The organism is Hymenobacter aranciens (assembly GCF_030580865.1).
Lineage (GTDB): Bacteria > Bacteroidota > Bacteroidia > Cytophagales > Hymenobacteraceae > Hymenobacter > Hymenobacter aranciens.
Genome location: NZ_JAUQSY010000002.1, coordinates 158,493 through 182,587 on the forward strand (window position 1 = coordinate 158,493; position 24,095 = coordinate 182,587).

Below are 24,095 nucleotides of genomic sequence, written 5' to 3' on the forward strand. Positions count from 1 at the left end.
GGCGTTGTTCTGGCAATGGAGATTACTGCGTCGTTCTGCCGGCGTGGACGGGCGAACCACCCCCGTTCGGCGCTCTTCGCGCCTCACATCCCCTCCTTTCCAAGGAGGGGAGCTTGTCGTTCTACCGCTCCGCCTAGCTGCGCGGGTGAAACTCAGTGATGACCTGCCGCAGGTAGTCCCTATCGAGGTGAGTGTAAATCTCCGTCGTTGTGATGGAGACGTGGCCCAGCATTTCCTGCACGGCGCGCAGGTCGGCGCCGCCCTCTATCAAGTGGGTGGCGAAGGAGTGGCGCAGGGTGTGGGGGCTGATGGTTTTGCGCAGGCCGGCCAGCTCGGCCAGCTCCTTGATGGTGGTGAAGACGGTGATGCGCGAGAGCTGCCGGCCGCGGTGGCTGAGAAAGGCCAGGTCCTCGGCGCCGGGCTTGATGTCGAGGTGGCCGCGCACGCCGCTGAGGTAGAAATTGAGGTGCTTGAGGGCTTCGCGGCCGATGGGCACGAGGCGCTCCTTGTTGCCCTTGCCCAGCACTTTCATGTAGCCCTCGGTGGCGTTGATGTTGCTCAGGCGCAGGTCGCAGAGCTCCGTCACGCGCAGGCCGGAGGAGTAGAGCACCTCCAGGAAGGCGCGGGCGCGCAGGCCGGCATCAGTGCTGAGGTCGGCGGCGCCGAGAAGCTGCTCAATTTCGGGGTAGCTGAGGGTATCGGGCAAGTGGCGGCCCGATTTGGGGGCAGCCAGGGTGTCGGTGGGGTCTTCGCGCAGCAGGTCTTCAGTGATAAGGAACTCGAAAAACGCCTTCAGTCCTGATACAATGCGGGCCTGCGAGGCCGTGCCGAGGCCCAAATCAGTCAGAAACACCAGGAACTCGCGTAGCGTAGCGGTATCTACCTGGGCCGGGCCAAGGTGGCGGCGCTGGCTTAGCAGAAACTGCTGGAGCTTGGTGGCATCGCGCATGTAAGCTTCCACCGAGTTCGGCGAAAGGGCTTTTTCGAGGCGCAGGTAGCCGTCGAACTGTTTCAGAGCCTGGGGCCAGGTAATGGTCATGCAGCAGGGGTGGGGTTGAAACTGCAAAGGAACAGCCGGAACGGGGTCTTTGGCCGTTAGCACGGCAATGGGGCACTGCGATACTGGCCACGCGGCGGCAAACCAGCCCGTCTGCCCCAAACCATGCTAACAGGGCAGCCGGGTGGTAAGCCGTATTGTTTGGAAAGGCTGAAATACAAAAGGACGGCCACCGGCCGCCCCTGTACAAACGTCTGTCGGCAAATAATCTACGGAATAAGCCGCTCGGCCCGCAGTTGGGCAAAGAGGTCAAAGAAGGAATCTTCGGTGCGCTGATAAACGTGGAAGCCCGCCTGGCGGCTCTTCGACATGTCAGTCATCACTTCAATGGGGCGGCCCAGGTCCAAATCGGTGTGCCAGGCCGAGGCCAGCTGCCTCAGGTCGGGCTCGGCCAGGTGGTGGCGAGTCGCTATTTCCTGCCAGATAGGGGCGTCGTTTGCCATTTCCGCTTCCAGCGGGTGCATGGTGCCATCGAATCCCACGGCCTCGACGCCGAACCAGGCCGCCAGCCGGGGCCACAGCCAGCTCCAGCGAAAGTAGTCGCCGTTGACGATGTTGAAGGCTTCATTGCGGGCGGCTTCGGTGGTGGCAGCCCATACCAGCTGCTTGGCAATCACGCGCGCGTCCGTCACGTCAGACAGGCCGTTCCACTGGGCCCCGGAGCCGGGCCACTGAAACGGGCGGCCGGTTTCCTTACAGATACTGGCGTACACGGCCAGCGTAGTGCCCAGGTTCATAAGGTTGCCCACCGCCAAGCCAATAACGGTGTGCGGACGGTGAATACTCCAGGTGAAGCCATCGCGGGCGGCGGCAGCGTACACCTCGTCTTCCTGAGCGTAATAGAAATTGTCGACGGGCAGGCGGGGCATTTCCTCGCGCAGGGGCGTGGGCGGCAACGCGCCGGCCCGGGCGTAGGACTCAAATGGCCCGAGGTAGTGCTTAAGGCCGGTCACCAGAGCCACGTGCTGCACCGAGTGCTTGGGCGCCAGCGCCGCCAGCAGGTTGCGCACCATCGCCCCGTTCACGCGGATGTTCTCGGCTTCGGTGTCGTGGCGCAGCCAGCTGGTCAGAAAAACATGGGTGGGAGCAATTTCCGCCAGCGCCGTGGTCAGGCTGGAGGGGGCGAGCAGGTCGGCCGCCACCGGGTGCAGGCCCGCGATGTCACTTTTGGGTCGGCGGGCCAGGCCGTAGGTGGTCCAGCCCTGGGCGAGCAGCTCGCGGGCTAAGTTGCTGCCCATAATGCCACTGGCTCCGACAATTAGCGCGGTTTTATCCATAATTAATAAGGGAATACCTCAGCAACAGACGAAAGATGAAAGAGCCGGGCGTCGGTTGATTTTGGGTTTCCGGCCAGTTGCGCTGCAAAATTACCGGCCCGGCCTACTCACTTCTTTGCATCGATTGCCTAACTATTTGTACCCCGTAAACTGGGCCCGGTAGGCCGAAGGCGTTTGCCCCACGGCCAGCTTAAACCAGCGCGAAAAGTGCGCCACGTCGTAGAAACCCAGCCGGTAGCCGAGCTCACTGATGGGTAGCGGCGTGGCGGTGAGCAGCACTTTAGCTTCGGTAGCCACTTTTTCCTTGAGCAGGTCGGTGGCGCTTTTGCCGGTGGCCTGGCGGCACAGCTCGCTCAGGCGCTTAGGCGTCAGAAACAGCGCCTTGGCATAAGGTTCCAGCGTGAGGGCGGGGGCGGCGTCGGCCAGCCGGCTTTCTGCCAACTGCAGAAACTGTTGCACCTGAGGCGACAACCCGGCCGCCGGCTGGGCCGGGGTCCACTGGTGCACGTCGGCCAGCAGCAGGCGGAGCGCGTGCCGGGCTTTTTCGAGCTGCGGCTGCTGGGCCAGCAGCTGCTCGGCGGCTTGGTGCAGGGCCGCAAACTCGGCGGCGGTGCAGGCGTGGTACACGTAGGGCGCGGCTCCGGCCAGCACCGCGTGCAGCTGGTAGCCGGGCAGCAGGCCCGCATTATAAAAGGCGGCCGAGAAAAAGCTGTAGAGTCCCGTTTGGGCCCCCGCGTGCAGGTGCCAGCCCAGGGCCGTGCCGGGCTTCACCAGCAGTAGGGAGCGCGGGGCCACCTCCACCACCTCATCGTTGAGAAAGAACCTGCCGCCACCCTCCTGAATCAGCGCGAGCTTATAAAAGTGGCGGCGGTGCTGCTCCATGTGCTGGCGGCAGGTGGCAAACCACTCTTCCCGCCGGTAGGTCACCAACTGCTCCAGCGCCTCCGTGGTGGTGGCGTGGGGCACGGGTCCGGTTGCCTGCGGGTAGGCATCGAATCCGTACGTGGGAATCAAGGGCTTTTCCATCTACCCTTAACCCGGGGGGCGGTCAATAGTTGGCCTTGGTATCGGGTAGAATTAGAAAATCCTTATTCCTGGCGCAGCAGCGGAGCCACACGGGTGCCCAGCAATTCCGTGGCCTGCAGTATTTTTTCGTGCGGTAGCACGGCCACATCCATCTGAAACGTGACGCGGCCGATGCCGCCCAGCGCCGCGCTATGCCGCTTAATTTTAGCGGCTACCTCCTCGGGGTTGCCTACCAGCAGCGCCCCCAGCGGGCCGGCCTGCGCCTCCACATGAGCCCGTGTTGGCGGAAATCCGCCGCGCTCGCGGGCCCGCTGGCCGAAGGTCTGAATGTAGCCGGGCGCGAAATCGCGCAGAGCTTCTTCGGTGGTGGGCGCTACGTAACCCAGCGAGTGCAGGCCCACTTTGAGCTGCTCGGGGGCGTGCCCGGCCCGGCGGCCGGCTTCACGATACAAATCAATCAGGGTCCGGAAGCGGTGGGTGTCGCCGCCGATGATGGCCACCATCAGCGACAAGCCCAGCGTGCCGGCCCGCACGAACGACTCGGGCGTGCCGCCCACGCCCAGCCAGATGGGCAGCCGCGCCTGCGCCGGGCGCGGGTACACGCCCTGGCCCGTGAGCGCCGGCCGGAACCGGCCCTGCCAGCGAATTCTCTCGGTTTCCCGGATGGCCAGCAGCAGCTCCAGCTTTTCGGCAAAAAGTTCATCATAGTCGTTCAGGCTGAAGCCGAAAAGCGGAAAGGCTTCGGTGGAGGAGCCCCGGCCCACCACCATCTCGGCCCGGCCCTGCGAGATTAGGTCCAGCGTGGCAAACTCCTGGAACACCCGCACCGGGTCGGCAGCCGATAGCACCGTGACGGCGCTGGTGAGGCGAATGCGCTTGGTGCGCTCGGCTGCGGCGGCCAGTATCACGGCCGTGGCCGAGTCGAGGTATTGGGCCCGGTGGTGCTCGCCAATGCCAAACACATCGAGGCCCACCTGGTCGGCACGCTCAATGCGGTCGAGGAGCAGGCGCATAGCTGCAGTACCGCTCAGCTGCTCGCCGCCGTTTTGCAGCAGGTGGGAGGCAAAGCTGTCAATTCCAATTTCCATAAGATGTTAGAGGTGAGCGATGTGTGCTTAAAAGCCTGGCTCTGCGAGAAAGTCGGGCGCCGAAGTGTTAACCCCGTGAGGCGGCAACTGTTTAAGTGGTTACTGCGGCTTTGCCAATGCGAAGTATCGGCTTGATAGTGGCGCTATTTCCAGAATCTTCGGCAGCCTGGCTTAGCTGGCCAAGCTCGTAGAGCTTTATTATTAAGATTGGGCAGATAATTGCTCTGCTGGGACCGCGCTATTAAGCTCGGTATGAAAATGGTGGGCACGCTGTCGCTTTCCAGCGTGCCTTTTAACGTCCCGTATCGGTGGCTGCGGGGCGGCTCATGGCTGCGGCAGTGCAGGCAATAGCAGCCGTCGGCCACAACTGCCATTTATTCAATAAGTACCCTGTTTTGTGGCTAGCGGCCCTTCTCAAATATCTCGCTCTAGTAGCACTGATTTGGGCTGGCTACTGGTCCGGCTTCGCGTCAGGTAATTGGTCTGGCGTAATTCTTCGTAGATTTGTAGGCTGCCTGGTGCATCACAAGGTCAGGCCTGCGCCGGCTCCAACTTTCATTTAGTATTTAATTTAGCAACAAAAAAGCACTTACGAGGCTGACCTCATAAGTGCTTCACTTTTAAGTAGCGGGGACGAGAGTTGAACGCGCCGTATAGAACGACAAACCCCAATTGCAGCCTGCAATCGGGGTTTTTGCTTTACGTTTGGGGTAGTTCTGAACCCTCATTTGTGATAAAATTGTGAGCACCGAGAAGCAAAAATTTCCTTGGCTGAAGGCCGGGCTGGTCTTGGCAGGTATCGCGCAAGGCTTCTTCGAGGCTCGCGCTCGGCGGGAATCCCGCGGCAATGCTGCCCCAGTACCTGATACCACCACCGACGTTGACCGGATTGCGAACGAAATGGTCCAATCGGTACATGCCGCTCTTGGGCATCGCCCCGACAAAACCTTACGGGCGCTCGCAGAGCTAACCCGAGTAGCCAAGTTTCTAGGTGCGTTAGGAACTGCTGAAGGTGAAATCGGGCTGAGTTGGATTCCGCCTGACAATCCTAGCCGCACTATGCCAACTTAGCGGGGTTCCTGCGCTATGTCACGTCCTGCTTTCTTGATACTTTCAAGGCCACCTACTCGGTCACCAAGTAAGCTCATTGTCAAATCAAGAGCGTATTTTTTCAAATTCGCAACAGTACGAACCTCAGGGTTAGGTCTCATTTGTATGAGGTAGCGGTAAATAGCTGCCGAGCAGTTGTCAATCATTTGCTCTTCCAATTCTTCCTCGTGAGAAAGCATGGCTTTTTTTTGTGCTGCCATTTCCTGAATGGCATTCGCGAAACCTTGGTACGCGTCGGATTTTGGGGTATTCATAAATTACATTCGTGAGTAGGAGCGGGCCACCTTGGCAGAGGTGGCCCGTTTTATTGTGAATGGTGACAGCACCACCGGCGCTGAGCTGCGCGCTGCAGCAGCGCCAGGCGCTACGAAATGACAGCAAAACGCGCCCGGGCTTGGCCGACGTCGACGAGATTCTGACAGCGTTTTGCGTTGGCCACGTCGCACCAGGTGCGCGGAAATGACAGCAGTTTTACTCTGGCTTTTCCTCTTCTTTTCCGAATACCAGTTCACGAGGTATCGGCATGAACTCAACCATAAACTCCTTGGCCGCTTCTAGCTGCTCTGGGCTACCGAGCATTCCAGCCATACCCGTCTGCGCTTCCTGTGCTTCATCGCTCTTCAAGAAGTCAATCAAGCTGCGAAGGCCTTGAAAATCTTTTTTCTTTAGAAAAAAGGCAGCGATTGATGACCAAGCAGCTACAATTTTGGGCTGCGGATTAGATTCCTGAACGTCGTATTGCGCGAGCTGCGTGGTCCACTCCAACATCAGCCCGATAGACGCCCGCGTATCTTGGTGCGCTTCTAGGGCTTCAGCTTCACCGCCCATGAGGAAATTGCCTTTGGGCTGTAAAGCAGATTTGAGCTTGTCGCCATCTGGCCGCTGAAGCGCATTATAGTCAGCCATTAAGCGACCTATCTGTGCAAAATCATTGTTGGCAAAAGCAGTAGCGAACTGCATCATGGCTTCCTCGTCGGAAGCGTTTGCTAGTATTGAATTCATGAGTTTATTGAATTGTGCCACGCACACGGCGAAGCAGTAAGTAAATGAGTAGGAGCGGGCCACCCTGGCAGGGGTGGCCCGCTTTATTGCTTTCCGACATAAACCCCGTTTCTCTTCCCCATTTCATTGACACCCATCTCATCTCTGTAGAAAAGAGGCTCTATCGCTGTCAACACATCCTCGCTTGGTACAGATTGCAATTCTAGCAAATTGAAGAGGGAAGTCCCCCTCTCTGTTAATACCATCATGCCAGGGCCAAGAACAGTTAATGCTCCGGGAGTGCTACTGGTAGAGGATTTTATCATGTTGCTCTGAAACAGGTCCCAAGCGCTCTGAATCGCATTCCATGAGTTTAAATGGAATACTTCTGGAGGGTACCCATAGAATCCTTCTACCATAATGGGAAAGCTCGCAAACTCTTCTTTCCTACCAAAGTAGGCAAGCAAACAAAGTTCCTGATAAGTTAAGCGCTCAGCGGTGTTTAGAGCTTGATTGGCAGTTTCAATAGAGATGCTCTCATCAAAAGCTGTGTTCACGGCAATGTTAGCAATCAGCTTCACCTTTCTCTCCTGATATTGAATCTGGCATTTCAGCAATACCCCCTCAAGAATTTCGTCTGCATTGCTCGGCCTATCAGCGCCATCGAAGAAATCATCTTGGCGTAGCCTTATTCTTGCTTCCAGCTTTTTCCTCATGCCAGCTTCTATATGAGCTGCTGCTAGGTCAACCCGCTTTCTCTCACGAGGCGAGAGCACGCGGGCCAACACGTCCTTGATGCCGTTGGCAAGCATCGGCCCGATGGCTGCACCAGCATAAGCACCAGGAGGGCCAGCCACCGCCAGCCCAATACCAGCCCCGACCAGGCCGCCGGCCATATCCGCGCCCGTATTGGCTATGTCGTGCTTATTCATGTGAAAGTGAGTAGGAGCGGACCGCCCTGGCAGGGGCGGCCCACTTGGCTATTTGATATTTTCAGCAAATCGTTCAGCGTGGCCGGTACCCACCAACTTATCGTTTTCATCATCCTTCTCTAAAAGGAAGGTGATAACATACCAGCCCGTTTTTTCAGTAGAACAGCCAGATTGTGAAATCTTAATCACACTGTAGCCAGCTTCAATAGCTGCATTCACTTTGGGAAATTCTAACTCCTGAAAATGCTGCTTAACAGGAGCATCAGCGAAACCAGTAACAGTGATTACTTTTTGTGCCATTTGAGGAATTGTTTAGTGTAGAAGCATCTGAGTGAAGCCGCCCAGCGCGTGCCACACGGAATTTGCATGTTCAGTAGTGAAGGCCCATTTGAAACCCTGACCGATTACCTGACCAACCAAGAGGTCGTAAAACTTTTTCTTAGTAAGAATCTTAGCGTCATTTGGGGCCTCACGCACATTAGCGCTAATAGCCTCCTTCGCCTCAGCTGGTATGTCTAATGCAGCGATGCGTTCCTCAATAATTTGCACTCTTTCAGTTAGTATCTCAATTTCACGCGCTGAAAAGCGCTCGTCAGACACATCATTGTCATCAGTTAAGAATGATGATTTTTCTTGAAGAGTAGCCCAGTTATCAGGAACCCCTAATTCATCAGTTAACGACTGAAGCCAAAGGGCAAAAGCATCAGCAACTTCATCCCATGTTCTCCCCCAATAGTGCACGACTATCATACCATCTGGTCGAGATTCTACGTTATAACCTAAAGCGTCAGAGGTTTGAATGCTGAACCAAAACCCAGGTTCTGACGTGGTAATCCGGCACTGACCGGGTCTGTTATTCAGTATGCAAATGCCAGGAGCAATGTTCTTGCTCTCGATAAGTGCTAATAGCTCATTGCGCTTTTCTCTATTGATTGCCATTGTTTTAAACAAGTTACTGTTCAATAATCCGCCCCCCGTGGTACTCCCCATCATCCCCCAGCATCGTTTGCTGGTCGTAGTCGGCGAGGTCGTCGGTATCTAGGTTCTCGGCGTCGGGGTGGGCTTCGCGGATTCGGCTGATGATGTCATCGGCCATAGCGGCATCGCGCTGGGGGAGGCGCTTGCTGAGCAGGATGGCGAACTCGGCAATGTCCCGGCTTTTCTGGTCGCGGCGGATGCTGGTTTCATACTTAATATGTGCCCATGAGGCGACGCCACTAATCAGTATGGCTAGAGCGAAGATGCCCAAGATGTGAAGAGGCTTGATGCTCATACTGTCTCTTGCACCTTCGGCGCGTTAATGTTGGGCGTGCTCATCTGAATGATTTGCTGCTGAAGCGCAATAATCGTCCGCTGAGCTTCTACAAGCTGCTGCCAGCAAGAAGCATCCGCAATTGGCTCTGCGGCCGATGATTTCGGGAAAAATATTTCGCGGCTTAGACCGAAAACCTGAATCAGCTTTTGTAGCTGAGTTTCCTTGAATTCCTCCTTCTGATAGAGTGCTGTAAACGCTTGACGTGTAGCGTAACCCATTTTAGAAGCAGCCTCTTCTTGGGTCATTCCTGACCGCTCTACTGCCTTCTTCAAAATCTTGCCTTGGTGAGCCATAATCAAAAGACTTGGCTTGTTTCCTTGCAATGCAAGAACATTGGCAATACATTTGCCGTTGCACTGAAAGAACAAGCGTAACCAATCTAATAAATTTTACTCATGCAAGCAGCAAGCCAAACTGCCGAAGCTGAAAAAGTTCCGGCCCGAAAAAAGAAGCAGCGCCGTGGTCCCGATGAAGGCAACATTCTCTGGAAGCTCTATTCGGAGCTAGGCAGCGTGCGCCGAGCTGAATTCCAAGCACTACTGAAGGAAAATAGCATCCACCCGTTTACCTTCAACAGCCAAACGGCCGCCACCTTCAACGTCTCGCGGATGCGGGCCTCGTCGTTCAAACTCTATCGGGATTTCTTCCTCGAATCGGGCGTGGACCTGAACGACCACGCCACCGCCACCGAGCCTGCCCAGGGCACGCAGAAGTTCGACCACAACGCCTAAGCGCCGGGCCATGCTTACCCAGCTATCAACCCAGGAATGGTTGCGCGGCCTGCTCATCACGCTTTTTCAAATCGTGGTGGTGCTGGCCGTGCTGCGCGGCTGCTGGCTCATTGTCCGCTTCAATCACCGCCGCCGATGAACGCCGAGCCCATCACCCGCGCCGAGCTGCTCGACCTACTGCAAGAGCAGTTGCCCACCGTGGCCGTGCCCGAGTTGGGCCGCCTGGCCACCGTGCTCCACCTCGTGCTGAAGGCCGGCAAGCTGGCGAAAGCCGCCGCCCCCAAACAGAAGCAACGCCGCTACACCGAAAAACCGCTGGCCGAGCGCCTGCACCTGAAGCGCCCATGACCCGCCCGCAATTCGTCACCAAGTTCTGGCCGCTGGCGGCCGCCGTCGGCGAGCAATTCGGCTTGTCACCGGTGGCTATCATCGCCCACGCGCTGAAGGAGGCCGGAGCCAACAACGCCCGCGCCGCCGCCCGGCACAACTACTTCGGATTCCTGAAGGACGGGAAGCATATGGTGTTCACCAGCGACGAAGCCGGATTCACGGCCTACGCCCGGCGCATGAGCACCAAGTTCGCGGCCGCCACTGCCAAGAGCACCGACGCGGGGGCATTCAGCCTGGCCGTGGCTTTTAGTAGCTACCTGCGCGGTAGCCAGGCCGTGAAGCACGCCTACGCCGATAGCCTGGCGAAGATTCACCGGGCCGTCGCGGGCGACGTGGCCCGGCTCCGGCTCGACGCGCCCCCGCTCGCCAGCGGCGCCGCTCTCAATTCTGATGTGATGTAGAACACCGGTCCTGGCTTGGCGCACCCCACAATTGAGAGAAGCGGGGCGGGGGTTCGACACCCCCCAGGACCACAACCGCCGAGGGTACCCGGGCTCTGCCAGGGATGACAACCCGGTAGCGTAGGCGGTGGCACGACCGAAGGGTGACCAACCTTTTGTTCAATGCTTTGGCGACTAGCACAGTCTATAAGTCGTGGCAGTGGGGGGCGTCCGGCCGGCGCCCCCCGCCCCTAGTCCGGTCGGCCTTCATCACTCCCGCCATGTCCAACCGCTACAGCGTTGTTTACGAAACGCCCACCTTCAGCAACAAGCATTACTTCGACACCTTGCAGGAGGCATTGGCTGACCAATCAGTGCCCCGTCACAAGTACGACGAAGCAACCAGCACGATTGACCGGTGCGGCGCGTGGATTGCCAACACTGGCACTTATCAGGGTTCGCCGTTTGTCGCTACCATCTACCCACCGAAGCCGGAGGCCGAAGAGGTAGAAGATTTTTTGGGGCTCGACCCCGAAGGCGACGACGAGGACGTGTACGGCGAAGGGGCCGACGGCCGCGCCCACCCGAGCGAACCCGACGACGACGAGGTGCTGTGCCCGATATGTGGGGGCTACGGCGGGGAGAGCTACGGTAGTGATTACGGTACCTGTGGCGAATGTGGGGGAAGCGGCGTGGTAGGTGAAGGCTGGGGCAAACACGAGGCCGACGAGTGCCCTGACTGCGGGGCAGATGTTGAGGACTGCGCTGTCTGCCCCGGTTGCGGCCGAATCATGGGCATGGACGACGATGAATGACAGCACGGCCGCCCCTGAGCTGCGCGCTCGACGCAGTTCAGGACGGCACAAGTGACAGCATTTCGCCCCGGGCGCCGGCGCTGCAGCTCGAAGAAGTGACAGCAATCCGGCGCTTGGCCAGCTGCGGCCGCCGGCGAATATGACAGCAGAACAGCTGGGGCACTCTGAGGGAGTGCCAAACGACCAGAAAAATCCATGCCGCGCAAGCGGCAATCAATCCCACCCGCTACCGCAATGGCTGATTTTACCCGCATGAGCGCCGCTGAAGCCGATACCGAGCTCCGCGAAATGCGCCAACTGCTGCTGACCAAGCAAACCCAGCTACAAGCAGGAGGGAAGGAAGCCCGCGCCACCACGCGCCGCATTCAGGCTATCAACCGCGCTATGCAAAGCCTTGCAAACGAAGGTGCTGTGCAAGGGAAATTATTGGAAGTGCGGCCCACTCGCTTACCGGCCGAAAAAGAATAAATGAGCCACCGCCACGGCCCGAACAAACTAATTTCCACGGAAAACTACAAAAAACGGTGAGCGTCTCTCTTAAACAGTCTAACGGCCTAACGCTCAAATCGGGACGGGTTGACCCTGCCAAGTTATACAAGGGTCAACTTTACCGCGCCTCTCGCGGCGCTCTTGAAAATCCCCTATTCACGTTGGCGCTGGATATGCTCGATATTATGTGCCGTGGGCACATCGAATCGGGCTCCGACGAGGCCCTGCACATCGAAAAAGGCGACGGGGTACTGCTGGAATGGACCGGAAAGGGCACGCCGATGATGCGCGACAGCTTCAACGTGTACTTGTGGGGCGAAAAATTCGGCACCCTGCACGCCAACCCCCGCAGCGAGGGCAAAGGATTGAAGCCGGACAGCGTGCAGGTACACGTAGACAACGCCCTGCTTTATACCGACCACTGGTATGAGGATTTGCAAACGGTGGTGCAGGCATGCGGCCTGCACGTGAAGAACGTGACGCGGCTGGATATCGCCCTCGACGGGCTGAATTACATCATTGAGTTTCTGAACCTCTACCAGAAACAGTTTGAGTGGAACAAAACCGTGCACCACAAGGGCAAGGCCCGCTTCACGGCTGGCGTGCTCGACAAGCGGACGATGCTGTATGACCACTTTAAAATCGGCTCTGGCTCCAGTGAGAAGCAAATCAGCGTCTACAACAAAACCAAAGAGTTAGAGCGCTCCAACAAAACATACATCGCCAAATACTGGCAGGCCAACGGGCTCCAGGATGGTGGGCTCGACTGCCCGGTGTACCGCGTGGAGCTACGCATGAGGGGCAAGGCCGTGAAGGAGGTGAAGGATTTTGCAATCCATAAGCTGACGGATTACAGCTACTTATTCGACCTGTTTCGGACGGGTTGTCACAATTACTTCGAATTTACCGAGACGCAGGGCCACCAGAACGTCAGCCGGCAGAAGCCCATCGACCTGATACCGTTCGACGCCCTGGGCGCCCGCCTGCTGGAGAAAGTGCCCCGCGCCCTGAGCGACGGCCGCTACAAAGCGAAGATGGCCGTGCATCTCACGGTGAAGGATATCGTGCTCGACCTTATACCCGACGACTCGCGCCCGCAGGCCCTGGGGGTGATGAAGGAGCAGATAGAGCGCTACGACCTCTACCCGTGGATGGCGCGCCGCCTGCCCGACTGGCTGAAGCACTACGGCAAGCTGGCCGACCGGCGCGGAATGCCCAACGGGGGAGGCCGGGCGGGCCACTGTGGGCTGATGGATATTCTGAAAGGCTACGCCCCGCCCCCCAATTGACAGCACGGCCGCGCCTGAGCTGCGCCCTCGACGCGCTCCAGGACGGAAGAAGTGACAGCAAAACGAATCGAGCTGAAGCCTGGCCGCGGCCGATAGTGACAGCAAAAGAGAATGCCGGCGAGCTGCTGCACCGGTGCAAATGACAGCAGCAATCAACCAACCCAACCCCCAATCCCACTATTATGGCCTACGACATGACCGGCCCCCTCATCGAAATTTTCGAAGAGCAACAAGTAAGCGAGAAATTCCGCAAGCGTGAATTTGTCGTGGAACTGCAAGGGCAGTACCCCGAGCACATTAAATTTCAGCTGGTGCAAGACAAGTGCGCCCTGCTGGATAACTACCAAATCGGCGACGAAGTGAAGGTGACCTTCGCCCTACGCGGCCGTGGCTTCAACAAAAACGGCCAGATGATTTACTTCACCAACCTCGAAGCCTGGCGCGTTGAGCCCGCCGGCAATACGCCGAACCGTAGCCAGCAGCGGCCGGCCGCTCAGAACCCCGCCCCGCGTGCTCAGCCAGCGGCCGCCCCGATTGCCAGCGACGACGACAACGATTTGCCTTTCTAAGCAATGGCAGCGGACGCAGAAACTACCGGCCGGAAAACCTTCCGGCTCGAAGCCGACGTGCTGAAGTTGCTAACGAGTGACGACACCAGCCGACGCTACGCCACCGAGAACGCAGCTATCAATGGGCTGCTGCGCGAACTGGTGAAGGCCCGCGAGAAGCTGGCCCAGCAGGAAATTTTTCAGGCCAACCAGAAGCAGCAGATTACCGAAGCGAACGAAATCGCCCGGCAATGGAAGCAGAAGCATGACGACAAATGCACTGAGCTAGGCCAACTGCAAGGTGCGCTGCAACTCATCGGCAAGTTTCTGCGCCCGCCCGAACTGTAGAAACGGACCGATACGGCACAAAAAAGCCGCTCCATGTGGGGCGGCTTTTTTTATGGGGTTTGGTAGCCGGTTTCGGCGCGGTTGTGCAGCGGTTTCGACGCGGTTTTGCAGCGGTCAGGAGAACGCGGCGCGAATCATGTCGGCTTCGGAGCGCCGGAAAATGCGCTTGGTGAGGTCGAGCCGTTCATTCTCGGGCAGTGCGTCGTTCCAATCCTTCACCCAGCGCATGAAGGTGCGCACCGAAACACGGAATTCACGAGCTAAGCTCCCCTTGGATTCGGTAGCAACAGGAGCCGGATTGGTAGTTTTCGCAGACATTAGAATAACATTAAGGCTCAAAGTTACTCAGCTAATAAACTCGGCACAAGCTGACAGAAGCTGAATTAAGCGGCATAAACTGAAATAAACGGCATAACCTGACAAGGCATCTGGGGAGGTTGCAGATTTGGACCCTGCTAACAAATCCACCCGCTGTGCTCAAGTTTCTACTTCCTCTCGGTGCCCTCGCTGCCTATGCCCTCTACAACAAGGGCGCCGGCGCGAAAAAACTCGACTATGAGGTGGTAGGCGTGCGGGTTCACAAGTTCACGCTGCCGGCCACCGTGGATTTGCGCATTGCGGTGCGTTTCCTCAATCCGTCGTCGCAGTCGTTCAAAGTGAACAGCGTGCGGCTGAACATCAAACAGGCCGGCACGCTGCTGGGCGACTGCTACGCCAACCTGGCATTTGCCATCGCCCCCGGCAGCCAGCCGGTGCAGGAATTTCCGGTGAACGTGCGCGGCCTGGCCGTGCTGCAAAAGCTGGTGCCGCTGCTGCTGGCCAATAAGCCGCTGCCCATTCTGGACATTTCGGGCTTCCTGACGGTGGAGGGCATCGAAGCCCCGTTGAGTGACATTCAGGTGCCCTTGGCCGCCTACGACCCGCGCAAGACAGCGGCCGCCACTACGCCGCCCAAGCCTGCCGCGAAAGCTCCAGCGGCCCCGGCCAAGCCTGCCCCCACGACCAAGCCCGCCGCGAAAACGCCGGCCAAGCCTGCGGCACCCAAGAAGAAAGCAGCCGCGCCCGCCAAGAAGAAGGCCGCGCCGGCTAAGAAGAAATATGCCACGAGTGCCCCCCGCCGATAATGCGAAGCGCGACGCTATTACAAGCTCAGGGCCTCGTGGCCCCACCTACCGGCGTAGTGCGGACGATTCACCGCGACGGCATCACCACCGAAATCATTTCGGAGGTGCGGGCCGTGAGCCGCGAAAGCGCCGGCCAAACGGCCCGCCTGGCGGAGCAGCTGCGCGGCGCCACCCCAGCCGAAAGCTGCGCGAACGTGTACCGCTTCGTGCGGAAAAATATCGCCTACCAGCTCGACCCGCCCGGTAAGCAATTCATCAAAACCCCCGCCGCCACCATCGGCAGCGGGTATTGCGACTGCAAGGGCTACGCCATTCTGACGAACGACCTGCTGCGCTGCCTAGGCATTCGAAGCGCGTTTCGCTTCGTCTCCTTCAGCCGGAACAGCCAGAATGTAACGCACGTGTACAGTGTGGCTTGGCCCCAAGAAGGCGGCCCGCTCGTGGTGCTCGATGCCTGCCTGCCCCGCTTCAATCAAGAGAAGCCCTACACTTACCACGAGGACCACATGACTGAAATCATCCGCGTGAGCGGCATCGGCCAGGCTGACCGCCGCCGCACCCTGCGCCCCGGCCGCGCCGGTCGGCCTGGCCGCCGCATCCGCCGCAACGAAACCCCGCTGGGTATTCACGGCTTCGAAACCAACGAGGAAATGACCCTGAAGCTTATGCGCCAAGGGGCTGAAGTAGAACGCAACACGGCTGCCCGCGTGATGGGCATCGGTAGCGTTTCTGTTGGCGACCATCAGGCCGCCGTGGACGACTACACCGAAGCCCTGGCGGCCCTGCACGGTGGCCCGGCCGCCGTGGGTGCCTTCCTCAGCAAGCTTAAGTCGAAGCTGAGGAAAATCCGGAGCGCAGTAAACCCGCTGGCCAAGCTGCATGACAAATTCAGCCCGCTCGCGCTGCTGAAGAAGAAAGTAGTCAGCAAGGCCCCGAATTGGGTGCGTAGCGTGATGCCCCAGGTGAACGGGGTGCCGTCGCTGTATGCCTACCGGGCCGACCGGGAAGAGCGCCGCATCGGCTTCCTGAAAAAGGTTTTCAAGAAGGTAAAAGCCGTTGCCAAAAAGGCCGGCGGCGCTATCAAAAAAGCCGCTAAAGCCACTGGTAAGGTGGTCGTAAAAGCGGCCAAAGCCACCGGCAAAGCAGTAGTGAAAGCGGGCAAATTTGCGCTGAAGGTAGCCACGCTGCCCATGCGCCTGCTGGCCAAGGGCGTGCTGGAAGTCTTCCTGCCGAAAATGGCGCCGATGTTCCTCTACCTGTTCGTGACGAACCAGAGCACCATCGCTAGCCTGCCAGCCGCCGCCGCCCGCAAGCGCAAGAAAGCGCTGAGCTTCGCCCGGTTCATCACCAACACCATCGGCATGAAGGAAGCCCACTTCCTGAAAATCGTGCGGACGGGTATTCAGCGGAAGATGGGCGGCACGCCGGAGCAGATTCTGGCGAAGAGCGTGAAGGGCCCCATTTCGGGTATCGGTGTGGCCCCGCTGCTGGCGCTGGTGCCGATGGCGCTCGACCTCATCAAGAAACTGGCCTCGGTGTTCGGCAAGAAAGCCAGCGCCGACGAGACGCCCAGCGCCAGCGACATGCCCGACCCCGAAGCGGATTTCGAAGCCGCCCCGGCCAAAGTGGTCCGCAAGGTGCAGGCCCACGCCGCCACCAAGCCGGCCAGCCAGCGCGGCGAAGAGCCCGACACCTACACCAACGAAATGGCCCAGGAGGCGGAGGAGGCCGCCACGCAGTACGCCGTGGACAACGAGCCTGCCGATACGCCGGTGGATGCCCCCCTGCCCGAACCGGACTACTCGGAGGCCGAAGCGCCCACCGACTACGCCGACGAATCGACGGACTACGCCCCCGGTGATGACTACGGCGCCGGCGACGAGTACGCCTCGGCCGAAGAAGGCGAGCCCCTCGAAGAAGAGATTTCGGGCATCGGTAACTACTTGTAACACTTCATTTTTTCATTCACCTTCATACCCCTAATGTTATGGCACGCAGTGCAATTGCTGGTGTTAAATCCAGCTCGCGGAAACTCGATTCCCAAATCAACAAAGAGTTGAAAAAAATCGAGAAAAAGAAAGAGCTCGAGAAAGCGAAGTCGGAGCGCGACGCGAAAAAGAAAAAGCTGGACAGCCTGCGCAAAAAACGCTAGTAAAGCGGCGCAAAGAGCTAGAAAGCAATCATCAACCGTCTAACATTCACAACCGTGAAACAAATCAATTTCAAAGGACTGGGCACCAAAGTAGCGGGCCTGGCTGCCGGCACGGTAGCCGCCGGCTTCGTGCAAAAGGGCATCAGTAAGCTGGGCCTTTCCGGCATGCTGTCGAACGTGGCGATTATCGCCGTGGGCGCACTCGGACCGGACCTGCTCGGCAAGCGAAACCCCCTCATTGGCTTCGCTGGCGACGCTGTAATGGTGAAAGGCATCAACGGCATCATAACCGAGCAGTTCCCCTCTCTCATCAGCGGCACCGAGGATGTGGCCGGCGCCTATGGCGACTACGAAGTGGGCGACGCCGCCGACGACGAAGTGGGCGATGTGGACGAGCAGGGTTTCGTGAGCGGCGCCGAATACGATGTGGCAGGGGTGGTGGGTGGGGGTAACTCGCTCTAGTAATACACCGGTAGCGGTGGCCCCGCCCCCGGTTTTATCAGCAACAATCTAACTTTTCAACACCGTGCAAAACATTAGCACTCGTGACCGCGCCCTGTACGACAAGGTGCTGAAGATGGCACCGCAAGGCACCATTCCTACCCTCGCCACCCTGCGCGAAGAAGCTGTATTGGTCAACAATAACGGCGTTTATACCTTCGAATTCAACGAGCAGCGCGCTGGCGTCCGCAAAACTGAAACGCTGCTGAGCATCAAAGACGCCTTTGTTGCCAACCGTATTGGCCTGAAGCTGCTGGTGGAGCGCAAAACCAAGCCGGGCAGCGGCGTACTGCTGGCTTTCCCCTGCCAGCATGCGCTAGTGCAGGCCGGTGCCGTGAGTGCGCAAGACCTGGAAGCCTTCTTCAATGGCACCCTGAAAGTGCAAATTGACCAACAAGTAATGATGGACCGCTTTTCGACGCGCCGGTTCCGTCATGTGCCGCAAACGCCCGGTATCGTGGTGGCCGAAGCCTTCACCGGCCCGTCGCAGTCCAGCGCCGACGACGGCATGGTGAACGTGGAACCGAACCTGGTTTTGCGCGGCACTAAGAAGAACACCTTCACCCTGTCGGTGCCGACGTTCGACGGCGTTGCGGCGGCTTGGGCCGCCGTAGATGCCGCCTTCGATGTGCGCGTGGTACTGCTGCTGGATGGCTTCATCATCCCCGGCGGCGCGGGCCTCAACTCGTAGCCCACCGGCAGCTACTCCACCGAGAGAAAAAGCCCCGGCCGTTCGCGGTCGGGGCTTTTGCGGTGCCGGCTGACAGCACCGCCGCCCCTGAGCTGCGTCCTCGACGTCATCCAGGGCGCAAGAAGTGACAGCATTTCACCCAGGGCGCCGGCGCTGCAGCGCAAAATTTTGACAGCAATTCAACCAGGCCTGGCGCAGCTGCGCCGGCAAAAATGACAGCATTATGATACAGTCCCGGACCCTCAAGAACAGCCTAACCATCGACCTGAAGGTGAATGGCAGCGTCCGAACCGCAATCGGCAATCAATCCACGCTGGCCGGTCGCCGCATCCTGGCAATCATTACCCGGATGAACGTCACCGGCGCATATGCCCCGGTGGGGAATGCATTGGCGGCAAATGTGGGATTTGCCTACCTGCAACTCGTGAATAGCAAAAACGAGGTGATTCACGATGCCTTCCCGCTGTCGTTGCTCGACCCGTCTATTTCGGTGAGCGGCATCACGTGGATTGATTCGCCTGATATCGACTGGACGAAATCGGCCGTGGTGTATCCGTCGGCCGCAATGGCTAACGACGACAACGGTAAGTCGATTCTGCTTACCATTATTTACGAGTAGGCCGATGTTTCGCAACCTAGGCGACTGTCTGGAAACGCTGGAGGATGCCGGCGCCCGGTTCTACACCATTACGGGCGCCGGTACCAACCTGTCGTTTGCGCCCGACGACGAAAACGGCGCCACCGTAGAAGCGGCCCTGCTACGCTTTGAGAAGGATTTCCAGAAGCTGGGGCCGGGCCGCTACACCGTCACCCACAAGAAGAACAGCGCCGCCAACCGCAACCCCGCTAGCTTCAGCTTTTTCAGGGCCGCCGAAGGAGCCGTGAGCGGCATCGGGGCTGACCCCGCCGGCTCGCAGATTGCTGCTTTACAAATGGAGATGCAGCAAATGAGGAATGAGATTGCGCTTAACGACATTAAGCGCGGCTATGAAGAGCAGATAAAGGCCCTGAAGCAGAAAGCCGACCAGCCGGACGGCACCGACAAACTGATTAACGCCGTGGGGCAAATCAACCAATTGTTCCAAAATTCCAAAACCCTGCCCGCGCCGGCCGTAGCCGGCACGAGCAGCGCCCCGGCCGTAGCCGGGGCCAGCGACGAGCAAAGCGCCATTGTGCAGGAAACCGTGGAGGCTATTCACGCGGCGCTGGGCGGCACCGAAGCCGAAACCTTCACCTTCCTGAAGCAAATCGGCGAAAAGGCCCGGACCCAACCGGCCGTTATCAATCAACTTAAAATGATGCTGTAACCTATGGCAACGGCTTATAAACTTGGTACCAATACCCGCTTTCGTGGTGCAGCAGTCTATCCCAAGGGCAGCGGTGTTCGGGTGCGCCGTCTCACGGCCGCCGGCCAGCCCGACATGCGCGAAGCCGGCGTACTGCGTTCGGCCTCGCGCCCGGCCGCGCTGGGCACCGGCACCGGCCGCCAGCTCGTGCCCGCCACCGGCACCGGCCCGGGCTGGCTGGAAGTAACGGACAGCAAGGGCAAGGCCGGCTGGGTGCGGTATGACCTACTGGGGCCGAAGCCAGTTGATGCCTTCAAATCGAATGAGGGGGAGGCGTTGGTGAAGGCTTACGTGCAGAATGAAATCACGCTAGGCAAGGTACTGGCTCGTAATCGGGTGATGCTCGATTTGATGGGTAAGCGCATCAGTGGGCCGAATACTGACAGTATTCTGAACGAGCAGAAACGCCTTGAGCTTCGGATGAAAGACCGGCAGCGCCGCCTAATGGCCTCAAAGGATGTCATCAAGGTGACAAGCTTTATTGACCCGCTTCACTTGGTATTCAAGCCCGCAGCTATTCGGCGTTGGTATGGTGTAGGTGTGCAGGGTGTCGGTGCTATTCCGTTTGCCGCCTGGGCGATTGGGGTAGGAGTGGTAGCCGGTATTGCATTAGTGTCTAGCATTACGTGGTCAATGGCTGCTAAACACTATACCACCGATGCGAAAGCTTCTATTGAGGATTTTGGGAAAGCCGAAACAGTACAAGCTTGGCTTAACGGCTTGCCTCCTGAGCAACGCAAAGCAGCAGAAGCAGAACTTGTGGAAGTTGGGCAGAATCTCATGGACAAAGGCGCGGCCGCTGCCGTGACCGAAAACGACAAGAAAGAAACCGGCGTGGTAGGGCAATTTGCTGACCTCATAAAGTGGGGTGGTGTCGTCTTTCTCGCTGCTAAAGTGTTACTGTAATGACGTGGGCTGAGAAAATCGCATGGTTCGGCAAGTGGTACCCGTTAGCCCTTGCCACTGAAAAGAAGTACGGCGTTCCCGCGCTGGTGACATTGGCCCAACACGTTTTCGAAGGTGGCTGGAACAATAAAAACAAAGGCTTTAACCTGTTCGGGGTAAAGCCCTGGGCCGGGTGGAAAGGAGCAACGCAGCTGCAGCGCACGTGGGAAGTACATAGCACTACCACGGTGAAATACCCAAAAGTCTATTCGGTAACGAAGCGGGCTGATGGGAAATACCGCTACGATTGTGAAGCCTACTTCTGCAAGTACGACAGCCCGCAGCAGGCGTACGACGAACACGCCCGTTTCTTGGTGGTGAACCCGCGCTATAAGCCGGCCTTCGCCGTGAAGCACGACGCCGAAGCCTTCGCCCGGGCCATTGCCAAAGCTGGCTACGCCACAGACCCCGAATACGCCGGTAAGCTGGTGAGCATGATTCGGGAGTTCAGCCGGCCCGACTTTGCAAAAAAGCCCGTGCCGCAGCCGGCGGCGGCCTTGGGCTCCTCCTCCTCGCCGGCCTCTGGTGGTACAGTCGCCGGCCAGAATCCAACGCCCCAGCCTAAATAGCAGGCGCTCTACCTCTATTTATCAGCGTGTATTTATCAGCGTGACCAATGAGTGTGATTGAATATATCCTGACGGGGTTGGGCAGCGTGGTGGGCCTGCTGATAGTAATTGTCGGCTGGTTCACTACGCGAACCATGCAGCAGCTCGATACCACAGTGAGCAACCTCACTACGGAAGTATCGGCGCTGAAGGAAGACCGCAAGGCCCAAGAGCAGTTGAACGACTTGCTGAGTTCTCAACTCAATGAGGTGAAGGAAGAAAATAAGTCATTCCGGCGCATCCTCAATGCACTGGACAAAATCATTTACAAAGCCTTGGGCATTGACATAAATTCGCTATGAGCTTCAAACTACGCAACATCGGCGGGCACCCCGTCAGCACCCTGTGGGGTATTCTGTTCATGTCGGCCCTGCTGGCTTTCGTGTACTTGGGCAAATGCAACCTGCATGACATTGAGCCCCTAACCGTGCTCGTGATACCCTTCCTGCTCTACGGCCCGGGGGGCAACTCGCCCGGCGCCACGCCGGCATATGACAGCAGTGCCGACACTGAGCAGCGCGGCATCGGTGAGCCAGGCGCCGACGGCTGACAGCAAAAAAGCCGGCCGTTCGCGCTGCAGTTTTCCTCGAGGAGAAAAGCGTGACAGCAAAACGCCGGCCGCGCGGCCGGCCAGGCGCCCAATAGTGACAGCAAATCAACCTGGCCACGTGCAGCTGCACGGCCGAAAATGACAGCAGCCATGCAACCAGAATTTGAAGCCCGGCCGGAAGTGGTAGAATTGCCCGCCGGCTACTCGGGCGAAATAGTCACCAACTGTCATGCTATCCGCATTCGCAACCGGAGCACGACGGCCCCACTGACGCTCAACGTAAGCGGTATGGCCTTTAAGGTGGCGGCCGGCAAGAGTTGGGGGATGGATACGGGCGATGTGCGGACCATCATCCAGAAGTCGTTCGAGATTTCTACCGGCAGCGCTACGGCGTTGGTTGAGCGTGTTTTTCTTTCCAAAATTTAAAGCAAGGGTATGCTCATTTCGGACAATGCGGTAGAGGGCAGCGGACCGCTGTATGAATTGGCCAAGATTCTGGCTTCATATGCACTTGGCGATACTACGCCTGTGGTGCTGATGCTGGCCAATGGCAACGAGGTCGGAAATGTTGGTGCACCAGCAGAAGTCTACATTGTCAAAGCTATATGCGCCAGTGGCATGCCAGGTGTCACTAGCCTAGTATTGCCATTCGGGCCCGGATTTGCATCTATTCAGCCCGCCACACTTGAGGCTTCTGGCGGCGTTATGATTTTCACCCATTATCAGGCTACAGAAGATACGATGTTGATTGGTTATAAAGTACAGCTTAAAACCGATGTTTAGTGAGTACAAACGATGGTTTGATGCGTTGCCTTATGCGAAGCAACTAGCCCTACAGCGTCAAGCCGGATTCAGCGAAGCCGACCCCGATTATCAGAAGCTAGTGGCGGCCGCCGCTGAGCAGGCCGGCTTGGCCCGCACAGCAGCGGCCGTCGAAGTTTTGTACGCCCGGCAGCACGGCGCTATCGGCTGCCCCTCGTGCGGTGGCAAGTGTGCCGACGCCCCGGTGGGGGAGCCGGCCGACTGCGTAGCCGTCGAATTTCCGCTGAAGGAAATCAGCCTCGACCCCGCCCGCTTCCAAAACCGCACCGACGCCTTTTCGGAGTTGAGCGCCGAAGCCGTGGCCCGCCACTACGACCCCAACAAGTTCGACCCGGTGGTACTCTGGCGCGACCCGGCCCAGGATGGCCGCGCCTACATGCTCAGCGGGCACAGCCGGTATGAGGGCATGGCCCGGCGCAAGGCCCGCACCATCCCGGCCCGCTTCTTCGCCGGCACCGAAGCCGAAGCAATCCAGTTTGCCCGCGTCGATGCCAACCGCGCCGCGACGGCTGAAAACTTGGTGGAGGACCTGGCCGCCTACCGCCTGATGCGCGACGGCGACGAAGCCCGCAACCTGAAGCCCGCCAAGAAAACGCAGCTCAGCCAGGCGTTCAAAGGGAAGCAGTCGAAGTTGGAAGCGTGGAGCCATTTGGCCCCGGGCGGCTTGTTCGTGGCGACGCTTGGCCAAGACAACCGCACCGAATTCCCCTACCTCGAAAAATTCGCCCTGTGGGTGGGCCAGCTGCGCGGCCGCCATGTCGCCGACTTCACCAACACCCACGAAACGGACTGTTTCAACTTCTTCTACTCGGACGCCAAAAATCACCGCATCACCCGCGAGGATTTTGAAACCGAAATTGAAAAGCGGCTGGCCTGGGGCAAGGCCCGGCTATTCCCCGAGTGCGACCGGGGCGGCTGCGTCAATCTTCAGGACTTGGCCAAACGCGGCGCGCAGGCCGAAACCTACCGGCACCTCGAAGCCCTCGCCAAGTTCCGCGCTACCATCACCGACCGCCTGCGCACCACCGACCGCGGCCTGCGCGTGTACACCGATACAGAACGCGAAAAGCTGAAGGAGCAAGGCCAGCTGATAGATTTGGAAATGCAGCGCCTGCGCCGTGACTTGGGCCAGGCAGAAGCCGCGCCCGGCCTGTTCGGCCCCGGCGACGTGCGCCGCGACGGTCCGCGCTACTTCCCCGGCCTGACGGTGGAGGCCGGCGACTTCCGCGACCTGGAAGAAATGCTGTACCTCATCCGTCAGCATTTGGAGGCCGTTGGCTACAACGACCAAGACCAGTTTACGGCCTTCCGCGTGTATGCCGACGAAAAGAAGGTGACCCGGCTACTGCTCGACTTGGAGGCCGTAGAGCCGCAAATCGTCGTCAGGGCCCCGCTGCCGGTGTTTGTGGTCGTTATTCCGAAGAAGTTTTTCGGCCTCGTGGATTCGCTGCTGCGGCAACGCCGGATAGATTATCAGTACCAGTTGCCGAAGTAGCGGCCTTAGTTTGCTGTCAAAAAATACGTGCACGCAGCTGGTCAGGCTCACAGAATGCTGTCACACTTTTTACACGTGGAAAAGC

At 58.6% G+C, this 24,095-nt stretch carries 35 protein-coding genes; 23 read left to right on the top strand and 12 right to left on the bottom strand.

Annotated features, from left to right (window positions below):
• Positions 1-133 precede the first annotated feature (133 nt).
• The 11 genes from Q5H93_RS02835 to Q5H93_RS02885 form a co-directional block, all read right to left on the bottom strand.
• Positions 134-1,039 (bottom strand): site-specific tyrosine recombinase, encoded by a 906-nt coding sequence (locus Q5H93_RS02835; RefSeq protein ID WP_305004970.1) that lies wholly within the window; start codon positions 1,037-1,039, stop codon positions 134-136.
• Positions 1,040-1,266: 227 nt separating this feature from the next.
• Positions 1,267-2,334, bottom strand: a complete 1,068-nt coding sequence (locus tag Q5H93_RS02840) for an SDR family oxidoreductase (protein ID WP_305004971.1) — start codon at positions 2,332-2,334, stop codon at positions 1,267-1,269.
• 132 nt (positions 2,335-2,466) lie between these two features.
• Positions 2,467-3,360: a helix-turn-helix domain-containing protein gene (locus Q5H93_RS02845; RefSeq protein ID WP_305004972.1), complete on the bottom strand. Its 894-nt coding sequence runs from the start codon at positions 3,358-3,360 to the stop codon at positions 2,467-2,469.
• A gap of 62 nt (positions 3,361-3,422) precedes the next feature.
• Positions 3,423-4,448: an Atu2307/SP_0267 family LLM class monooxygenase gene (locus Q5H93_RS02850; protein ID WP_305004973.1), complete on the bottom strand. Its 1,026-nt coding sequence runs from the start codon at positions 4,446-4,448 to the stop codon at positions 3,423-3,425.
• Positions 4,449-5,515: 1,067 nt separating this feature from the next.
• Positions 5,516-5,812 carry a hypothetical protein gene (locus Q5H93_RS02855; protein WP_305004974.1) on the bottom strand — a complete coding sequence of 99 codons (297 nt, stop codon included), beginning with the start codon at positions 5,810-5,812 and terminating at the stop codon, positions 5,516-5,518.
• A 217-nt stretch (positions 5,813-6,029) separates the two neighbouring features.
• Positions 6,030-6,560 carry a hypothetical protein gene (locus Q5H93_RS02860; protein WP_305004975.1) on the bottom strand — a complete coding sequence of 177 codons (531 nt, stop codon included), beginning with the start codon at positions 6,558-6,560 and terminating at the stop codon, positions 6,030-6,032.
• 83 nt (positions 6,561-6,643) lie between these two features.
• Positions 6,644-7,471, bottom strand: a complete 828-nt coding sequence (locus Q5H93_RS02865) for a hypothetical protein (protein ID WP_305004976.1) — start codon at positions 7,469-7,471, stop codon at positions 6,644-6,646.
• A gap of 48 nt (positions 7,472-7,519) precedes the next feature.
• Positions 7,520-7,771, bottom strand: a complete 252-nt coding sequence (locus Q5H93_RS02870) for a hypothetical protein (protein ID WP_305004977.1) — start codon at positions 7,769-7,771, stop codon at positions 7,520-7,522.
• A gap of 12 nt (positions 7,772-7,783) precedes the next feature.
• On the bottom strand, positions 7,784-8,410 hold the full coding sequence (locus Q5H93_RS02875; RefSeq protein ID WP_305004978.1) for a hypothetical protein: 627 nt from the start codon (positions 8,408-8,410) through the stop codon (positions 7,784-7,786).
• Between the two features lie 13 nt (positions 8,411-8,423).
• The gene (locus Q5H93_RS02880) at positions 8,424-8,720 is read right to left on the bottom strand and encodes a hypothetical protein (protein ID WP_305004979.1); all 297 of its coding nucleotides are present in this window, start codon (positions 8,718-8,720) and stop codon (positions 8,424-8,426) included.
• Positions 8,721-8,740: 20 nt separating this feature from the next.
• Entirely contained in the window at positions 8,741-9,154 is a 414-nt protein-coding gene (locus tag Q5H93_RS02885; protein WP_305004980.1) for a helix-turn-helix domain-containing protein, read from the bottom strand.
• Positions 9,155-9,181: 27 nt separating this feature from the next.
• Between Q5H93_RS02885 and Q5H93_RS02890 the strand changes: the two genes are divergently transcribed.
• From Q5H93_RS02890 to Q5H93_RS02930, 9 genes are all read left to right on the top strand, one after another.
• The gene (locus Q5H93_RS02890; protein WP_305004981.1) at positions 9,182-9,517 is read left to right on the top strand and encodes a hypothetical protein; all 336 of its coding nucleotides are present in this window, start codon (positions 9,182-9,184) and stop codon (positions 9,515-9,517) included.
• Positions 9,518-9,527: 10 nt separating this feature from the next.
• Positions 9,528-9,656: a hypothetical protein gene (locus Q5H93_RS02895; protein ID WP_305004982.1), complete on the top strand. Its 129-nt coding sequence runs from the start codon at positions 9,528-9,530 to the stop codon at positions 9,654-9,656.
• Positions 9,653-9,865: a hypothetical protein gene (locus Q5H93_RS02900; RefSeq protein WP_305004983.1), complete on the top strand. Its 213-nt coding sequence runs from the start codon at positions 9,653-9,655 to the stop codon at positions 9,863-9,865. Before Q5H93_RS02895 ends, Q5H93_RS02900 begins: the two co-directional genes overlap by 4 nt.
• A complete protein-coding gene (locus Q5H93_RS02905; protein WP_305004984.1) occupies positions 9,862-10,308 on the top strand; it encodes a glucosaminidase domain-containing protein in 447 nt (148 codons plus the stop codon). Before Q5H93_RS02900 ends, Q5H93_RS02905 begins: the two co-directional genes overlap by 4 nt.
• 260 nt (positions 10,309-10,568) lie before the next feature.
• Positions 10,569-11,102 carry a hypothetical protein gene (locus tag Q5H93_RS02910; RefSeq protein WP_305004985.1) on the top strand — a complete coding sequence of 178 codons (534 nt, stop codon included), beginning with the start codon at positions 10,569-10,571 and terminating at the stop codon, positions 11,100-11,102.
• Positions 11,103-11,336: 234 nt separating this feature from the next.
• Positions 11,337-11,570 carry a hypothetical protein gene (locus Q5H93_RS02915; protein ID WP_305004986.1) on the top strand — a complete coding sequence of 78 codons (234 nt, stop codon included), beginning with the start codon at positions 11,337-11,339 and terminating at the stop codon, positions 11,568-11,570.
• 194 nt (positions 11,571-11,764) lie between these two features.
• Positions 11,765-12,880, top strand: a complete 1,116-nt coding sequence (locus tag Q5H93_RS02920) for a replication initiation factor domain-containing protein (RefSeq protein WP_305004987.1) — start codon at positions 11,765-11,767, stop codon at positions 12,878-12,880.
• A 182-nt stretch (positions 12,881-13,062) separates the two neighbouring features.
• Positions 13,063-13,449, top strand: coding sequence for a DUF3127 domain-containing protein (locus Q5H93_RS02925; protein ID WP_305004988.1), 387 nt, complete (start codon positions 13,063-13,065; stop codon positions 13,447-13,449).
• Between the two features lie 3 nt (positions 13,450-13,452).
• On the top strand, positions 13,453-13,776 hold the full coding sequence (locus tag Q5H93_RS02930; RefSeq protein ID WP_305004989.1) for a hypothetical protein: 324 nt from the start codon (positions 13,453-13,455) through the stop codon (positions 13,774-13,776).
• A gap of 114 nt (positions 13,777-13,890) precedes the next feature.
• Here Q5H93_RS02930 and Q5H93_RS02935 read toward each other — a convergent pair whose 3' ends face one another.
• On the bottom strand, positions 13,891-14,094 hold the full coding sequence (locus tag Q5H93_RS02935) for a hypothetical protein (RefSeq protein ID WP_305004990.1): 204 nt from the start codon (positions 14,092-14,094) through the stop codon (positions 13,891-13,893).
• A 155-nt stretch (positions 14,095-14,249) separates the two neighbouring features.
• Here Q5H93_RS02935 and Q5H93_RS02940 point away from each other — a divergent pair, with 155 nt between their 5' ends.
• The 14 genes from Q5H93_RS02940 (at position 14,250) to Q5H93_RS03005 (ending at position 24,010) form a co-directional block, all read left to right on the top strand.
• Entirely contained in the window at positions 14,250-14,900 is a 651-nt protein-coding gene (locus Q5H93_RS02940) for a hypothetical protein (RefSeq protein ID WP_305004991.1), read from the top strand.
• A 35-nt stretch (positions 14,901-14,935) separates the two neighbouring features.
• The gene (locus Q5H93_RS02945; protein ID WP_305004992.1) at positions 14,936-16,849 is read left to right on the top strand and encodes a transglutaminase-like domain-containing protein; all 1,914 of its coding nucleotides are present in this window, start codon (positions 14,936-14,938) and stop codon (positions 16,847-16,849) included.
• Positions 16,850-16,887: 38 nt separating this feature from the next.
• On the top strand, positions 16,888-17,052 hold the full coding sequence (locus tag Q5H93_RS02950; RefSeq protein ID WP_305004993.1) for a hypothetical protein: 165 nt from the start codon (positions 16,888-16,890) through the stop codon (positions 17,050-17,052).
• 54 nt (positions 17,053-17,106) lie between these two features.
• A complete protein-coding gene (locus Q5H93_RS02955; protein WP_305004994.1) occupies positions 17,107-17,514 on the top strand; it encodes a hypothetical protein in 408 nt (135 codons plus the stop codon).
• Between the two features lie 64 nt (positions 17,515-17,578).
• On the top strand, positions 17,579-18,244 hold the full coding sequence (locus Q5H93_RS02960; protein WP_305004995.1) for a hypothetical protein: 666 nt from the start codon (positions 17,579-17,581) through the stop codon (positions 18,242-18,244).
• 223 nt (positions 18,245-18,467) lie between these two features.
• On the top strand, positions 18,468-18,863 hold the full coding sequence (locus Q5H93_RS02965) for a hypothetical protein (protein ID WP_305004996.1): 396 nt from the start codon (positions 18,468-18,470) through the stop codon (positions 18,861-18,863).
• A 4-nt stretch (positions 18,864-18,867) separates the two neighbouring features.
• The gene (locus Q5H93_RS02970; protein WP_305004997.1) at positions 18,868-19,551 is read left to right on the top strand and encodes a hypothetical protein; all 684 of its coding nucleotides are present in this window, start codon (positions 18,868-18,870) and stop codon (positions 19,549-19,551) included.
• A gap of 3 nt (positions 19,552-19,554) precedes the next feature.
• Entirely contained in the window at positions 19,555-20,496 is a 942-nt protein-coding gene (locus Q5H93_RS02975; RefSeq protein ID WP_305004998.1) for a hypothetical protein, read from the top strand.
• Positions 20,496-21,104 (top strand): glycoside hydrolase family 73 protein, encoded by a 609-nt coding sequence (locus Q5H93_RS02980; RefSeq protein ID WP_305004999.1) that lies wholly within the window; start codon positions 20,496-20,498, stop codon positions 21,102-21,104. The genes Q5H93_RS02975 and Q5H93_RS02980 overlap by 1 nt, the downstream gene beginning before the upstream one ends.
• 47 nt (positions 21,105-21,151) lie before the next feature.
• Complete coding sequence (locus tag Q5H93_RS02985; RefSeq protein WP_305005000.1) at positions 21,152-21,445, top strand: hypothetical protein; 294 nt, start codon at positions 21,152-21,154, stop codon at positions 21,443-21,445.
• Positions 21,442-21,693 (top strand): hypothetical protein, encoded by a 252-nt coding sequence (locus tag Q5H93_RS02990; RefSeq protein WP_305005001.1) that lies wholly within the window; start codon positions 21,442-21,444, stop codon positions 21,691-21,693. Before Q5H93_RS02985 ends, Q5H93_RS02990 begins: the two co-directional genes overlap by 4 nt.
• 150 nt (positions 21,694-21,843) lie before the next feature.
• Complete coding sequence (locus tag Q5H93_RS02995) at positions 21,844-22,119, top strand: hypothetical protein (RefSeq protein ID WP_305005002.1); 276 nt, start codon at positions 21,844-21,846, stop codon at positions 22,117-22,119.
• Between the two features lie 9 nt (positions 22,120-22,128).
• A complete protein-coding gene (locus Q5H93_RS03000) occupies positions 22,129-22,476 on the top strand; it encodes a hypothetical protein (RefSeq protein WP_305005003.1) in 348 nt (115 codons plus the stop codon).
• Positions 22,469-24,010, top strand: a complete 1,542-nt coding sequence (locus Q5H93_RS03005; RefSeq protein WP_305005004.1) for a hypothetical protein — start codon at positions 22,469-22,471, stop codon at positions 24,008-24,010. Before Q5H93_RS03000 ends, Q5H93_RS03005 begins: the two co-directional genes overlap by 8 nt.
• The last annotated feature ends 85 nt before the right edge of the window (positions 24,011-24,095 follow it).

What these genes read in the sequence shown, in the direction of transcription:
- Q5H93_RS02835 (WP_305004970.1), bottom strand. Translation starts at nt 1,039, where the DNA reads ATGACCATTACCTGGCCCCAGGCTCTGAAACAGTTCGACGGCTACCTG.
- Q5H93_RS02840 (WP_305004971.1), bottom strand. Translation starts at nt 2,334, where the DNA reads ATGGATAAAACCGCGCTAATTGTCGGAGCCAGTGGCATTATGGGCAGC.
- Q5H93_RS02845 (WP_305004972.1), bottom strand. Translation starts at nt 3,360, where the DNA reads ATGGAAAAGCCCTTGATTCCCACGTACGGATTCGATGCCTACCCGCAG.
- Q5H93_RS02850 (WP_305004973.1), bottom strand. Translation starts at nt 4,448, where the DNA reads ATGGAAATTGGAATTGACAGCTTTGCCTCCCACCTGCTGCAAAACGGC.
- Q5H93_RS02855 (WP_305004974.1), bottom strand. Translation starts at nt 5,812, where the DNA reads ATGAATACCCCAAAATCCGACGCGTACCAAGGTTTCGCGAATGCCATT.
- Q5H93_RS02860 (WP_305004975.1), bottom strand. Translation starts at nt 6,560, where the DNA reads ATGAATTCAATACTAGCAAACGCTTCCGACGAGGAAGCCATGATGCAG.
- Q5H93_RS02865 (WP_305004976.1), bottom strand. Translation starts at nt 7,471, where the DNA reads ATGAATAAGCACGACATAGCCAATACGGGCGCGGATATGGCCGGCGGC.
- Q5H93_RS02870 (WP_305004977.1), bottom strand. Translation starts at nt 7,771, where the DNA reads ATGGCACAAAAAGTAATCACTGTTACTGGTTTCGCTGATGCTCCTGTT.
- Q5H93_RS02875 (WP_305004978.1), bottom strand. Translation starts at nt 8,410, where the DNA reads ATGGCAATCAATAGAGAAAAGCGCAATGAGCTATTAGCACTTATCGAG.
- Q5H93_RS02890 (WP_305004981.1), top strand. Translation starts at nt 9,182, where the DNA reads ATGCAAGCAGCAAGCCAAACTGCCGAAGCTGAAAAAGTTCCGGCCCGA.
- Q5H93_RS02895 (WP_305004982.1), top strand. Translation starts at nt 9,528, where the DNA reads ATGCTTACCCAGCTATCAACCCAGGAATGGTTGCGCGGCCTGCTCATC.
- Q5H93_RS02900 (WP_305004983.1), top strand. Translation starts at nt 9,653, where the DNA reads ATGAACGCCGAGCCCATCACCCGCGCCGAGCTGCTCGACCTACTGCAA.
- Q5H93_RS02905 (WP_305004984.1), top strand. Translation starts at nt 9,862, where the DNA reads ATGACCCGCCCGCAATTCGTCACCAAGTTCTGGCCGCTGGCGGCCGCC.
- Q5H93_RS02910 (WP_305004985.1), top strand. Translation starts at nt 10,569, where the DNA reads ATGTCCAACCGCTACAGCGTTGTTTACGAAACGCCCACCTTCAGCAAC.
- Q5H93_RS02915 (WP_305004986.1), top strand. Translation starts at nt 11,337, where the DNA reads ATGGCTGATTTTACCCGCATGAGCGCCGCTGAAGCCGATACCGAGCTC.
- Q5H93_RS02920 (WP_305004987.1), top strand. Translation starts at nt 11,765, where the DNA reads ATGCTCGATATTATGTGCCGTGGGCACATCGAATCGGGCTCCGACGAG.
- Q5H93_RS02925 (WP_305004988.1), top strand. Translation starts at nt 13,063, where the DNA reads ATGGCCTACGACATGACCGGCCCCCTCATCGAAATTTTCGAAGAGCAA.
- Q5H93_RS02930 (WP_305004989.1), top strand. Translation starts at nt 13,453, where the DNA reads ATGGCAGCGGACGCAGAAACTACCGGCCGGAAAACCTTCCGGCTCGAA.
- Q5H93_RS02935 (WP_305004990.1), bottom strand. Translation starts at nt 14,094, where the DNA reads ATGTCTGCGAAAACTACCAATCCGGCTCCTGTTGCTACCGAATCCAAG.
- Q5H93_RS02950 (WP_305004993.1), top strand. Translation starts at nt 16,888, where the DNA reads ATGGCACGCAGTGCAATTGCTGGTGTTAAATCCAGCTCGCGGAAACTC.
- Q5H93_RS02965 (WP_305004996.1), top strand. Translation starts at nt 18,468, where the DNA reads ATGATACAGTCCCGGACCCTCAAGAACAGCCTAACCATCGACCTGAAG.
- Q5H93_RS02970 (WP_305004997.1), top strand. Translation starts at nt 18,868, where the DNA reads ATGTTTCGCAACCTAGGCGACTGTCTGGAAACGCTGGAGGATGCCGGC.
- Q5H93_RS02975 (WP_305004998.1), top strand. Translation starts at nt 19,555, where the DNA reads ATGGCAACGGCTTATAAACTTGGTACCAATACCCGCTTTCGTGGTGCA.
- Q5H93_RS02980 (WP_305004999.1), top strand. Translation starts at nt 20,496, where the DNA reads ATGACGTGGGCTGAGAAAATCGCATGGTTCGGCAAGTGGTACCCGTTA.
- Q5H93_RS02985 (WP_305005000.1), top strand. Translation starts at nt 21,152, where the DNA reads ATGAGTGTGATTGAATATATCCTGACGGGGTTGGGCAGCGTGGTGGGC.
- Q5H93_RS02990 (WP_305005001.1), top strand. Translation starts at nt 21,442, where the DNA reads ATGAGCTTCAAACTACGCAACATCGGCGGGCACCCCGTCAGCACCCTG.
- Q5H93_RS02995 (WP_305005002.1), top strand. Translation starts at nt 21,844, where the DNA reads ATGCAACCAGAATTTGAAGCCCGGCCGGAAGTGGTAGAATTGCCCGCC.
- Q5H93_RS03000 (WP_305005003.1), top strand. Translation starts at nt 22,129, where the DNA reads ATGCTCATTTCGGACAATGCGGTAGAGGGCAGCGGACCGCTGTATGAA.
- Q5H93_RS03005 (WP_305005004.1), top strand. Translation starts at nt 22,469, where the DNA reads ATGTTTAGTGAGTACAAACGATGGTTTGATGCGTTGCCTTATGCGAAG.